The organism is Bacillus sp. FJAT-45350, assembly GCF_002335805.1.
Lineage (GTDB): Bacteria > Bacillota > Bacilli > Bacillales > NISU01 > FJAT-45350.
On sequence record NZ_NISU01000001.1, the window covers coordinates 598,240 to 611,753 of the forward strand.

Annotated in this window: 13 protein-coding genes; all 13 read left to right on the forward strand. The window is 36.4% G+C overall.

The window, feature by feature from the left end; translation table 11 throughout:
- The first annotated feature begins 6 nt into the window (after positions 1–6).
- Positions 7–2,160, forward strand: coding sequence for a translation initiation factor IF-2 (gene infB, locus CD003_RS02980; RefSeq protein ID WP_096199401.1), 2,154 nt, complete (start codon positions 7–9; stop codon positions 2,158–2,160).
- Positions 2,157–2,435 carry a DUF503 domain-containing protein gene (locus CD003_RS02985; protein WP_096199402.1) on the forward strand — a complete coding sequence of 93 codons (279 nt, stop codon included), beginning with the start codon at positions 2,157–2,159 and terminating at the stop codon, positions 2,433–2,435. The genes infB and CD003_RS02985 overlap by 4 nt, the downstream gene beginning before the upstream one ends.
- A 98-nt stretch (positions 2,436–2,533) precedes the next feature.
- Positions 2,534–2,893, forward strand: a complete 360-nt coding sequence (gene rbfA, locus CD003_RS02990; protein ID WP_096199403.1) for a 30S ribosome-binding factor RbfA — start codon at positions 2,534–2,536, stop codon at positions 2,891–2,893.
- An 87-nt stretch (positions 2,894–2,980) separates the two neighbouring features.
- Positions 2,981–3,895 (forward strand): tRNA pseudouridine(55) synthase TruB, encoded by a 915-nt coding sequence (truB, locus tag CD003_RS02995; protein ID WP_096199404.1) that lies wholly within the window; start codon positions 2,981–2,983, stop codon positions 3,893–3,895.
- A gap of 35 nt (positions 3,896–3,930) precedes the next feature.
- Positions 3,931–4,887 carry a bifunctional riboflavin kinase/FAD synthetase gene (ribF, locus tag CD003_RS03000; protein WP_096199405.1) on the forward strand — a complete coding sequence of 319 codons (957 nt, stop codon included), beginning with the start codon at positions 3,931–3,933 and terminating at the stop codon, positions 4,885–4,887.
- A 146-nt stretch (positions 4,888–5,033) separates the two neighbouring features.
- Positions 5,034–5,303, forward strand: a complete 270-nt coding sequence (rpsO, locus tag CD003_RS03005) for a 30S ribosomal protein S15 (protein WP_096199406.1) — start codon at positions 5,034–5,036, stop codon at positions 5,301–5,303.
- Positions 5,304–5,470: 167 nt separating this feature from the next.
- Positions 5,471–7,567: a polyribonucleotide nucleotidyltransferase gene (pnp, locus tag CD003_RS03010; RefSeq protein ID WP_096199407.1), complete on the forward strand. Its 2,097-nt coding sequence runs from the start codon at positions 5,471–5,473 to the stop codon at positions 7,565–7,567.
- Positions 7,568–7,666: 99 nt separating this feature from the next.
- Positions 7,667–8,644, forward strand: a complete 978-nt coding sequence (locus CD003_RS03015) for a polysaccharide deacetylase family protein (protein ID WP_096199408.1) — start codon at positions 7,667–7,669, stop codon at positions 8,642–8,644.
- A gap of 16 nt (positions 8,645–8,660) precedes the next feature.
- Positions 8,661–9,899 carry a M16 family metallopeptidase gene (locus tag CD003_RS03020; RefSeq protein WP_096199409.1) on the forward strand — a complete coding sequence of 413 codons (1,239 nt, stop codon included), beginning with the start codon at positions 8,661–8,663 and terminating at the stop codon, positions 9,897–9,899.
- 140 nt (positions 9,900–10,039) lie between these two features.
- Positions 10,040–10,282: a YlmC/YmxH family sporulation protein gene (locus CD003_RS03025; protein WP_096199410.1), complete on the forward strand. Its 243-nt coding sequence runs from the start codon at positions 10,040–10,042 to the stop codon at positions 10,280–10,282.
- Positions 10,283–10,736: 454 nt separating this feature from the next.
- Complete coding sequence (gene dpaA, locus CD003_RS03030) at positions 10,737–11,615, forward strand: dipicolinic acid synthetase subunit A (RefSeq protein ID WP_096199411.1); 879 nt, start codon at positions 10,737–10,739, stop codon at positions 11,613–11,615.
- Positions 11,616–11,635: 20 nt separating this feature from the next.
- Positions 11,636–12,229, forward strand: a complete 594-nt coding sequence (locus CD003_RS03035) for a dipicolinate synthase subunit B (protein ID WP_096199412.1) — start codon at positions 11,636–11,638, stop codon at positions 12,227–12,229.
- 165 nt (positions 12,230–12,394) lie between these two features.
- The gene (gene asd, locus CD003_RS03040; protein ID WP_096199413.1) at positions 12,395–13,444 is read left to right on the forward strand and encodes an aspartate-semialdehyde dehydrogenase; all 1,050 of its coding nucleotides are present in this window, start codon (positions 12,395–12,397) and stop codon (positions 13,442–13,444) included.
- The last annotated feature ends 70 nt before the right edge of the window (positions 13,445–13,514 follow it).

Consider the following 13,514-nt stretch of genomic DNA (forward strand, 5'->3'; position numbering starts at 1 on the left):
AAGTATATGCGGAAAATGCGAATATATGAATATGCCAAAGAGAAGAATTTACAAAGTAAAGATGTTATCGAGCGAGTCAAAGAACTAGGTGTTGATGTGTCAAATCACATGTCTGTTATAGATGAAGAAGTTATGACAAAGCTCGAAAAGGGTACAACTAATTCTACAGATAAAAAAGCTACTAACAATTCAACAGAGGCAAAACCACCAAAACAAAAAGAAAATAATAAACCAAAGAATAATTACAATCAGGGAGCAGCGATGAAATCAAACAATCAAAAAATAAACCAAAAACCACAGTCTAAAGGTCAAAAGTCACAGAATCAAAGAAAACAGAATAACCAAAGAGGTCAACAAACTCAACAAACTCAACAAACTCAACAGCCTAAGGCCCAACCAAAAGAGTTACCAAGCAAAATTACGTACTCTGGCTCTTTAACAGTTGGTGAGTTGGCAGGGAAATTAAATAAAGAACCTTCCGAACTGATTAAAAAGCTATTGTTTTTAGGTGTGATGACAACAATTAATCAAGATTTAGATAAAGATTCAATCGAATTAATTGCTGGCGATTATGGTGTAGAAGTGGAAGAAGAAATTATTATTGACGAAACAAATTTTGAAGAAATTATCGAAGAAGATGATGACAAAGATTTAAAAGAAAGACCGCCGGTTGTCACAATTATGGGACACGTTGACCACGGGAAAACAACATTATTAGATTCTATTCGTCATACGAAAGTAACTGCTGGAGAAGCGGGTGGAATTACACAGCATATTGGTGCTTACCAAGTGGAAACTGATGGTAAGAAAGTTACATTCTTAGATACACCTGGGCATGCTGCCTTTACAACGATGCGTGCACGTGGAGCTCAAATTACAGACATTTGTATTTTAGTAGTTGCTGCAGATGATGGTGTAATGCCACAGACAAAAGAAGCAATTGCCCATGCGAAAGCTGCGAAGGTTCCTATTATCGTAGCCGTTAACAAGGTTGATAAAGAAGCAGCAAATCCTGACCGTGTAATGCAGGAATTAACAGAATATGAATTAGTACCTGAAGCTTGGGGTGGAGACACTATCTTTGTACCAGTGTCAGCTTTAAATGGAACTGGAATTGATGAACTTTTAGAAATGGTATTACTTGTATCTGAAGTTGAGGAACTTAAAGCAAATCCAGATAAATTAGCTCTTGGTACAGTTATTGAAGCTCAATTAGATAAAGGTCGTGGACCAGTTGCAACCTTATTAGTTCAAGCTGGTACATTAAAAATAGGTGACCCTATTGTTGTAGGTAACACGTTTGGCCGTGTACGTGCAATGGTAAACGATTTAGGTAGACGTGTTAAAGTTGTAGGACCTTCTACACCAGTTGAAGTAACTGGTTTAAATGATGTTCCACAAGCGGGTGACCAATTTAAAGCATTCCCAGATGAAAAAACAGCTCGTTCTGTTGGTGAAACTCGAATGGTTCGTCAAAGAGAAGAGCAACTTAATGAGACATCGAGAGTTAGTCTTGATGATTTATTTAACAAAATTCAACAAGGTGAAGTAAAAGAAATCAACGTTATTATTAAAGGTGACGTACAAGGTTCAGTAGAAGCTATGAAAGGCTCACTTGAAAAAATTGATGTTGAGGGTGTGAAAGTTAAAATTATTCACACCGGTGTTGGTGCCATTGCAGAATCAGATATTATTTTAGCATCAGCTTCTAACGCAATTGTTATTGGATTTAATGTTCGTCCTGATGTTAATGCGAAGCGTACAGCAGAGCAAGAGAAAGTAGACGTTCGATTACACAGAGTTATTTACAATGCGATTGATGAGATTGAAGCGGCAATGAACGGTATGCTTGACCCAGAATTTGAAGAGAAAGTTATTGGTCAATTAGAAGTACGTACAACGTTCAAAGTTTCAAAAGTTGGTACAATTGCTGGTTCATACGTAACGGAAGGGAAAGTTACACGTGACTCTACTGTTCGTTTAATCCGTGATGGTATTGTTATTTATGAAGGTGCAATCGATGCATTAAAACGATTCAAAGATGATGCTAAGGAAGTTGCAGCAGGTTATGAATGTGGAGTGACGTTAGAGAAGTTCAATGACATCAAAGAAGGAGACATCATTGAAGCCTACGTTATGGAGGAAATCAAACGTAAATGATCGGAGCGGTCTATTGTGAATTATTGATTTATGATGCTAATTCTCTTAAGGAGAAACGGTCTGTTCTGAAGAGCATAATTACGAAGCTGAAACAGCGCTATAATGTTTCCGTCGCTGAAATTAACCATCAAAATGTTTGGCAACGTTCCGAAATCGCTATTGTAACAGTTTCTACTGATAAAGCAGTGGCAGAGAAGGAACTTCAACGAGCATTAGCACTTATAGATGGAGTGACAGAGCTAGAACGAACAGTAACGAATTATGAATGGTTATAAGTGAAATCCATTTACTTACAAATTATAAATCTAAAGTTCATAGCATTTCTTTCAATTTACTAGTAACTTAAGCACTGCAACAAGGTGAGGTGTAGATAATGAGTAATGTTCGTGCAAACCGTGTTGGTGAGCAAATGAAAAAAGAGTTAAGTGACATTATCATGCGTGAAATAAAAGACCCACGAGTTAAATTTGTCACAGTCACTGGGGTTGATGTAACAGGTGATTTACAGCAAGCAAAAGTATATATTACTGTTTTAGGTAACGATGAAGAGAAAGAAGAAACGTTAAAAGGTTTATCTAAAGCAACAGGTTTCATCCGTTCTGAAATTGGTAAAAGAATACGATTACGAAAAACACCGGAAATATTCTTTGAATTTGACCAATCTATAGAATATGGGAATCGAATTGACACTTTGATTGCTGATTTAAATAGACAATCAAAAGATAAAGAATAACGAATGAAGGATAGATAGGGGGGTACTCTTGTCTATCCTTTATCTATGGGGTAAATTATTACAGTAAACTGTTTACGGGGTGAGAATATGAATGTTACAGGAATACTCCCATTAATTAAGCCAAAAGGAATGACATCTCATGATTGTGTCTTTCGACTAAGGAAACTTTTCAATACTAAGAAAGTAGGACATACAGGTACACTTGATCCAGACGTAACAGGCGTACTTCCAATTTGCTTTGGTAGAGCAACGAAAATTGCTGAATATATGACTGATTATCCAAAAACATATATAGGTGAAGTAACATTAGGTTTTGCAACGACTACTGAGGATTCTAGTGGGGAAGTTGTAGAAGAAAGAAAAGTTGATACAGAAATTCCGTATTCAAAAGTACAATCTGTTATTGATGAATTTAAAGGGGAGATTATTCAAATCCCTCCTATGTATTCAGCTGTAAAAGTCAATGGGAAGCGACTATACCAATATGCTCGTGAAGGGAAAGAGGTTGAGCGTCCTCAAAGGAAGGTTACCATTCATAATTTAACTTTACTATCTAATAAGCTTAACTACTCGAATGATAATGCTTCTTTTTCTTTTGAAGTCCATTGTAGTAAAGGTACGTACGTTCGTACTCTTGCTGTTGATATCGGAAAAAAATTAGGTTTTCCTGCCCATATGTCAGACTTAAAACGAATCGCATCTGGCCCCTTTACAATAGATGAATGTTTTACATTTGAAGAAATCGAACAAGCATTGGAAAACGGTAAAGAAAAGGAATTATTATTAACAATTGAAGAAGCTGTTAGTCACTTCGAAAAAGTTACAGTTTCGAGAGAGCTAGAAGAAAAAATCAAGAATGGCGCTGTATTGCCATTAATTAAAGGCATAGAAGAATCTCGTTTTTCTGTTTATAATGAAGAAGGAGTTTGTATTGCTATTTATATAAAGCATCCGACAAAAGAAGGACTAATGAAACCGGAAAAAATGCTACAAATAGAGTAAAATTGTACCAACTATGAATCGAGAAGGTGATAACGATGGAAACGATTTATTTATCACACCCACTACAACTACACGATGAACAAATTAAAGAAAATGTCATGGCACTTGGCTATTTTGATGGTGTTCATATAGGTCATCAGCAAGTTATTAAAACAGCGATGGATATTGCCAAAGGGAAAAATATCCTTTGCTCAGTTATGACCTTTTCACCTCATCCTCGTGAAGTCCTTGTTAGAGACTGTCCTAAGCCGATGAACTATATCACACCTATAAGCGAAAAGAAAAATGTGATTGAAGAATTGGGCGTTGATAAACTATATATTGTTCAGTTTGATTTACCCTTTTCAAAGCTTACACCTCAGCAGTTTATTGATGATTATATTATTAAGCTTCATGTAAAGCATGTTGTTGCTGGTTTTGACTACACATATGGTTCATTAGGGAAAGGAACGATGGAGACAATCTCCTTTCATTCTAGAGGTGAGTTTGAGCATACCACGGTAGATAAAATTCAATATGCCCAGGAGAAAATTAGTTCCACTCTTATTAGAGAATTACTTTTAGAGGGGAAAGTTGAAGAGATTGAACAATATTTGGGTAGAGAGTATCGAATTGAAGGTATCGTAGTTGATGGGGAAAAGCGAGGGCGCACTATAGGATTCCCTACAGCTAATATACAATTACAGGAGAGATATATTGTACCGAAAGCAGGAGTTTATGCTGTTCAAATGTATATTGACAACGTAGCATATGATGCTGTTTGTAATATTGGTTTCAAGCCTACTTTTCATAATCAGTTGTTGGAGCCAACTATTGAAGTACATATCATTAACTTTAATGATGATATATATGGTAAAAAAATAACTGTAGTATGGAATAAATTCATTCGTAGTGAGCAAAAGTTTTCCTCAGTTGATCAACTAATTGAACAAATAGAAAAGGATAAACAAGAGGCGATAGATTTTTTTCAAATGCCTCTTGAAAAAGACTAAAAAGATAATATTTGCCCATTCCTTGCAATTTGAATAAAAAGGATGTATTATTAGGTTTGTACTTATGTACAGAGCCGTTCCTTGGCAAATCGAGTCACCGACGTTTGCTAGGTAATTGGCGATTATATTTTAAGGAGGTGAACAGGATGGCATTAACTCAAGAACGCAAAAACGAACTTATTTCTGAATTCAGAACTCATGATACTGATACTGGATCTCCAGAAGTACAGGTAGCTATCCTTACAGAGCAAATCAACACTCTAAATGAGCATTTACGTACTCATAAGAAGGATCATCACTCTCGTCGTGGTCTTTTGAAAATGGTAGGTCAACGTCGTAACTTATTAACGTACTTACGTAATAACGACGTAACTCGTTACCGTAACTTAGTTGACAAACTAGGCTTACGTCGATAATGGTAAGAGGAAAAGCGGGAATAGTCCCGCTTTTTTCTTAGCAAAAAAATGAGGAAAAAATTCTCATTTTTTATAAAAGAAATCAATTTTTCTTTTAATTTGATTATAAATAGGTAATAATAATATTAAATTGTATAACTATGTATACGAGAGGAGCACTCTTCTTTATGGAACAAGAAAAGCAAATTTTTAGTACTGATTGGGCTGGACGGACGTTAACCGTTGAAACTGGTCAGCTAGCTAAGCAAGCAAATGGTGCAGTATTAGTTCGCTATGGCGATACAGCTGTACTCTCTACTGTAACCGCATCGAAATCTCCAAAGGACTTAAATTTCTTCCCATTAACAGTTAACTACGAAGAAAGACTTTATGCAGCAGGAAAAATTCCTGGTGGTTTTATTAAACGTGAAGGTAGACCTAGTGAAACAGCAGTTTTGACTAGTCGTTTAATTGACCGTCCACTTCGTCCTCTATTTCCAGATGGTTTTCGTAATGAAGTACAAGTTATTAGTATTGTAATGAGTGTAGACCAAAATTGTTCTTCAGAAATGGCGGCAATGGTTGGTTCATCAATTGCATTAAGTATTTCTGATATTCCTTTTGATGGTCCTATTGCTGGTGTCACAGTTGGACGTATTAATAACGAATTTTTAATTAACCCGACAACTGAACAACTAGAAGAAAGTGATATTAACTTAGTAGTTGCAGGTACAAAAGAAGCCATTAACATGGTTGAAGCAGGGGCTGACCAAGTTTCTGAAGAAGTTATGTTAGAAGCGATTATGTTTGGTCATGAAGAAATTAAGCGTTTAGTTGCTTTCCAAGAAGAAATTCAAGCAGCTGTTGGCAAAGAGAAAATGGAAGTTCAGTTAAAGCAGATTGATCAAGATCTAGAAGCGAGAGTTCGTGAGCTTTCAGAAGCTGACCTAAAGCAAGCTGTACAAGTTGTAGAGAAGCATGCTAGACAAGCTGCAATTGATGCTGTAATTGAAAAGTCAGTTGAACATTTTGAAGATGACGAAGATGTCAAGCTTGATGTAGTAAAAGAAATTCTACATAAGGTTATTAAAGAGGAAGTTAGAAGACTGATTACGAAAGAGAAAGTTCGCCCAGATGGACGAGCAATCGATGAAATTCGTTCGTTAGATTCACAAGTAAAACTGTTACCACGTACTCATGGTTCTGGATTATTTACTCGTGGACAAACACAAGCACTTAGTATTTGTACATTAGGTGCTCTAGGAGACGTTCAGATTCTTGATGGCCTAGGAATTGAAGAATCCAAGCGTTTCATGCATCATTATAACTTTCCGTTATTTAGTGTTGGTGAAACTGGCCCTATTCGTGGCCCAGGTCGTCGTGAAATCGGACATGGTGCACTTGGTGAGAGAGCATTAGAACCAATTATTCCAAGTGAAGACTCTTTCCCTTACACAATTCGTTTGGTGTCTGAAGTATTAGAATCAAATGGCTCTACATCTCAGGCTAGTATTTGTGCAAGCACATTAGCGATGATGGATGCTGGAGTTCCAATTAAAGCACCTGTAGCGGGTATTGCAATGGGACTAGTAAAGCAAGATGAGTATGTAACTGTTCTTACTGATATTCAAGGAATGGAAGATGCTCTAGGGGATATGGACTTTAAAGTAGCTGGTACGAAAGATGGTATTACGGCACTTCAAATGGACATTAAAATTTCTGGAATTAACAGAGAAATATTGGTGGAAGCATTAGAGCAAGCAAAGCGTGGAAGAATGATTATTCTTGATAACATGCTAAAATCAATTGGAGAATTCCGTCCTGAGCTCTCTACTTATGCACCAAAGATTCTTACAATGAAAATTAAAGCTGACAAAATTCGTGATGTCATTGGACCAAGTGGTAAAATGATTAATAAGATCATTGAAGACACTGGTGTGAAAATTGACATTGAACAAGATGGTACGATTTATATCTCTTCTGTCGATAATGAAATGAATCTAAAAGCAAAAGGAATCATTGAAGATATTGTCCGAGAAGTAGAGGTTGGTCAAACTTATCTTGGTAAAGTCAAACGAGTTGAAAAATTTGGGGCATTCGTAGAAATCTTTAAAGGAAAAGACGGATTAGTTCATATTTCTCAGCTTGCTGAAGAACGTGTGGAGAAGGTTGAAGACGTTGTGAAAATTGGTGATGAAATTTTAGTGAAAGTAACTGAAGTTGATAATCAAGGAAGAGTAAACCTTTCACGTAAGGCTGTTTTAAAGGAACAAAAAGAAAGTTAACAGTAAGAGGCTGGAGCTTAGCCAGTCTCTTTTTTTACATCTCTTCGTTCTAACCTGTCCTATTATCGCATATTGTGATAGTACGAGGAGGTAGGAATCATGACGAAAAAAAGCGCCGTACATATCATTGTTTTTTTATTTATTGTGTTTCTTTCATATGGCACAGTACAGAACCCATATTCAGTCAATTACATAAATACGTTGAAGCAAGATAGCCTTGCTGTTTCTATAGTAACCGATGAGCTATACGAGGAAATTAAGCAGCAAGGAAAAAAGTATGAAGAAGCACCTATTGATGCAGTCGTTGATAAAGTGTGGAAAGCAATACCTGGATATAATGGGATTGAAGTAGATGTTGAAGCATCATATGAAAATATGCGAGAAAATCAGGTATTTGATAAGCAAAAACTAGTTTTTAAAGAAGTAGCACCTGAAGTTCAATTAGACGATTTACCACCAGCACCGATTTATAAAGGGAACCCTGAAAAGGAAATGGTGACTCTATTAGTAAATGTTGCTTGGGGTAATGAATATTTACCGCATATCTTAAAGGTAATGAATAATCATGATGTGAAATCAACTTTTTTTCTTGATGGTTCGTGGGTGAAAAAAAATCCGAAATTGGCTAAAATGGTATTAGAAGAGGGCCATGAAATTGGAAATCATGCGTATTCACATCCTGATATGAAACAATTAACTGCAGCGCGAGCGAGAGAAGAATTACAAAAGACAAATGAAGTGATTCACGCAACATTAGATGTTACACCAAAGTGGTTTGCACCTCCTAGTGGTAGCTTCCGTCAGGAGACAGTAGAGCTCGCTGATGAGATGAATATGAAGACAATAATGTGGAGTGTAGATACAGTGGATTGGCGAAAGCCTGAGCCTCATACAATGGTACAGAATGTATTAGGGAAAGTACACCCAGGGGCAATGATACTCATGCATCCAACATCTTCAACTGCTGCTGGACTAGAGCAGTTAATCTTAGGACTAAAATCTAAGGGCTATCAGATTGGTACAGTATCACAACTAATGGACCCGTCTCGAACTAGCTTTGGTGTAACCCGAGACTGATTAAGGGGGCAATAATTTGATACAAAAGATTGAATTACAAAATGGTTTACGAGTGTTAGTGGAAGATATTCCAACAGTTCGTTCAGTATCGATTGGTATTTGGATAGGGACTGGTTCTCGTTTTGAAAACAGTGTCGAAAATGGAGTTTCTCACTTTTTAGAGCATATGTTCTTTAAAGGAACGAAGACTAGATCAGCAGCTGATATTGCTGAATCATTTGACCGTATTGGTGGTCAAGTAAATGCTTTTACCTCTAAAGAATATACTTGTTACTATTCGAAGGTGTTAGATGAGCATGCTGATTATGCAGTAGAAGTACTAGCTGATATGTTCTTCAACTCTGTTTTTGATGAGGATGAATTAGCTAAGGAAAAAAATGTTGTTTTTGAAGAAATTAAAATGGTGGACGATACTCCTGATGATATCGTTCATGATTTATTAAGTAAGGCTGCTTATGGTGAACACGCATTAGGGTATCCAATTTTAGGTACGGTTGAAACCCTGACTGCTTTTAATGGTGATAAATTACGTGATTATATGAATCGTTTTTACACAGCAGACAATGTAGTAGTATCGATTGCTGGTAATATAAATGAGAAGCTGATAGAAACAATTAAAGAGACGTTTTCAGCTGTTAAGAGCTCAAAAGATGAAAGAAGCTTTGATGAGCCTGTCTTTTTATCTAATAAAATTTCTAGAAAGAAAGAAACAGAGCAAGCTCATTTATGTCTAGGGTATGAAGGCTTACAAATTGGCCATGATGATATTTATCCATTGGTTCTTTTAAATAATCTTCTTGGTGGAAGTATGAGTAGTCGATTATTCCAAGAGATTCGTGAAAAGAGAGGCTTAGCTTATTCGGTATTCTCTTATCATTCGTCTTACAAGGATAGTGGCATGGTCACTATTTATGCAGGTACGGCACCTGGTCAGCTAGAGGAATTGTATGAGGCAATTCAAGAAACGACAAACCGTCTAAAAGACGAAGGAATTCGTGAAAAAGAATTAATAAATGGTAAAGAGCAATTAAAGGGAAGTTTGATGCTTAGCCTAGAAAGTACGAATAGCCGTATGAGTCGTAATGGTAAAAACGAGTTATTACTAGGAAAACACCGTACCCTGGATGAACTAATTGAGCAAATTAATAAGGTAAGCTTTGATGAGGTAAATGAATTAGCAAATAGAATTTTTTCTAAGCCATTCTCAACATCTCTTATTAGTCCAACAGGTGAACTTCCAAAGGGGTTAAAATAATTTTCAAAAAATACTAATGACTCTGTCATTGGTATTTTTTTTGCTTTGTCCTCATAAAACAGTAAGAGAAGGTACTGCACCTATCGATAAGGTTACGTCTGATGCTTACGAAAACTCAATAATAGAGGGAGGATTCGGTTATGAGATTAAGTGAAATAAGTGGAAAGGAAATTATTGATTATCAAAAAGGGGCTCGACTTGGTGTGTTAGGTCAAACGGATTTAGTTATTGATGAAGAAACAGGTCGAGTCGTTTCATTTATCGTACCAACAATGAAATGGTTTGGTTTTGGAAAGAAGGAGAATGAAGTCACGGTTCATTGGGATCAAATTATAAAAATAGGTTCTGATATGATTATTATTGATGTACAAGATAAAAGTTAGAGCTCAACCATTTTGGTTGAGCTTTTTAATGCGGATAAGTGAAAGCATATTCAAAGGAGGGCAATGGCTTCGTAACTACTTTTTCAGCGAAAAGAAAACCACTTACACTGAACTTTAAACATGTATTGACTTCACGCATTGCTTTCAATAAATTCCGCTTTTTAGGTTATTTGTAATGGACAAGCATCTTCACATAATTAGTTATGGGCACATAAGGTTTATAACGGCAGTATTTATTGAAACTCGAAAAGTTATCATTTATCGAACTCATAAAATAAACCCTGTGAATTACTAAGATTATCTATAACACGTTACCTTTGCAAGCAGTTTTCCATTCTTATTCACCCATTAGGTATTTCTCACATATGCTAGTGTTGAAATCATTAAACACAGGAAACCCCTACTGAAGCTTCCTAGTTAATAAAAATAAATGATAAGAAAGGGGCCTGAAAATATGTTAACTGGAAAACATATTGTGATTATTGGTGGCGATGCCCGTCAGCTAGAGATAATACGGAAGTTGTCAACGCTAGATGCAAAGATCACAATGCTTGGTTTTGAGCAATTAGATGATGGCTTCGTTGGAGCAACAAAGAAGCAAATAGATGATGTAGATTTTAAAACTGTAGATGCGATTTTATTGCCAGTCAGTGGAACAAATCAATCAGGTGTAGTAGAAACGGTATTTTCAAATCAACCTGTAACGATTACAACAGATATGTTAAAGAAAACACCTGATCATTGCATTGTCTATACAGGTATTAGCAACGATTTTCTCAATGAATCAACTGACGAGGTAGGACGTAAACTTGTGAAATTATTAGAACGTGATGATATTGCAATCTATAATTCTATTCCTACGGTAGAAGGAACGGTCATGATGGCTATACAACATACTGATATTACAGTTCATAATGCAAACGTAGCTGTATTAGGACTTGGGAGAGTAGGTATGTCTGTAGCTAGAACGTTTGATGCCTTAGGGGCCAATGTGAAGGTAGGAGCTCAGCAATCAAAGGATTTAGCTAGAATATTTGAAATGGGGTTAACTCCTTTTCAAATTGCTGAACTAGTGGAGCAGGTTTCAGATGTTGATATTGTAATAAATACGATTCCTGCCCCTGTAATAACAGCAAATGTTATTGCTGAACTACCATCAAATGCGCTTATTATCGACTTAGCATCAAAGCCAGGTGGTACAGATTTTCGTTATGCTGAAAAAAGAGGGATTAAAGCATTGTTAGCTCCAGGGCTGCCTGGAATTGTTGCTCCGAAAACAGCTGGGCAAATTTTAGCAAATGTTCTTTCGAAATTATTAGTAGAAGATTTATAACTATGAGAGGAGGACATTTCATGTCTTTAAAAGGTAAACACATTGGGTTTGGGTTAACAGGATCTCATTGTACGTATGGTGAGGTGCTCCCTCAAATGAAAAAATTAGTCGAACTAGGTGCCAAGGTAACACCATTTGTTACTCATACAGTGAAATCAACAGATACTAAATTTGGGGATAGTGACGATTGGATTAAGCAAATCAAAGATATTACAAGTGAAGAGCTAGTTGATTCCATTGTAAAGGCTGAACCATTTGGTCCAAAAACACCACTAGATTGTATGGTGATTGCACCTTTAACAGGGGGATCAACTAGTAAATTTGCGAATGCTCTTACAGATTCTCCTGTATTAATGGCAGCTAAGGCAACCCTAAGAAATAGTAATCCAGTTGTGTTAGGGATTTCTACAAATGATGCTTTAGGCTTAAATGGGGTAAATATTATGAGGCTTATGTCAACAAAAAATATATACTTTATCCCTTTTGGGCAAGACGCTCCAGATGTAAAACCTAACTCGTTAGTAGCAAGAATGGAAGCAATTCCAGAAACAATAGAGCATGCACTACGTGGTAAGCAATATCAGCCTGTGGTAATTGAAAAATTCAGAGATTAGTCGCCATAAGGAAGTTGCGAAAAAACCTTGATTCCCTTAAAGTTTAATAGAACAGGTTGCTAATGTAATAGGTTAATTCTTTGATTATATGTTAGAATGGAACGTAATCTATAAAGTTTTTGCAGCACTATTAAACTATTGAAAGTTGAGAAGGGAGTAAGGTATATGGTACAACAAACAGGATATAACGTAGCAGTAGTAGGAGCAACAGGTGCAGTAGGTCAACAAATCTTAAAAACTCTAGAGGAAAGAAATTTCCCAGTGTCTGAGTTGAAATTACTTTCTTCAAAGCGTTCTGCAGGGAAGAAAATTGAATTTAAAGGTCAAGAGGTAACAGTTGAGGAAGCAACACCTGAAGCATTTGAAGGAGTTCAATTAGCATTATTCAGCGCAGGTGGTTCAGTATCAAAGGCTCTTGCACCAGAAGCGGCAAAACGTGGGGCAATTGTAGTTGATAATACGAGTGCATTCCGTATGGATCCGGAAATTCCACTTGTAGTGCCGGAAGTAAATGAAGAGGATCTTCATAATCATAAAGGAATTATTGCAAATCCAAACTGTTCTACAATTCAAATGGTTGTTGCTTTAGAACCTCTTCGTAAAAAATATGGTCTAAAGAAAATTATTGTTTCTACGTACCAAGCAGTATCAGGTGCAGGCTTAGGAGCAATTAATGAAATGAAAGAACAATCAAAAGCACTATTAGAGGGGCAAGAGGCAACACCAGAAATCCTTCCTTGTGGTGGAGATAAGAAGCATTATCAAATTGCTTACAATGCAATTCCTCAAATCGATGTATTTGGTGATAATGGATACACGTTTGAAGAAATGAAAATGATAAATGAAACGAAGAAAATTATGCATATGCCTGAGCTTGAAGTAGCTGCAACATGCGTACGTCTACCAGTAGAAACTGGTCACTCTGAATCTGTTTACGTTGAAACAGAAAAGGGTGGAGCAACAGTTGCTGAGCTTAAAGAACTAATGGCTTCATCTCCTGGAATTACACTTGAAGATGATACGGAAAATCAAGTTTATCCAATGGCTATTAATTGTGTAGGTAAAAACGATGTATTTGTTGGTCGTATTCGTAACGACCTAGACAAAGATAATGGTTATCATATGTGGATTGTTTCTGATAATTTATTAAAAGGAGCGGCATGGAACTCTGTTCAAATAGCTGAAAGCCTTGTTAAATTACAATTATTGAAATAAAGTAATCAAACTTAGGAAAACAAGAGAGTATGGGCCTAAGAGGACTCTGCTCTTTTGAAGCTACGCTAAG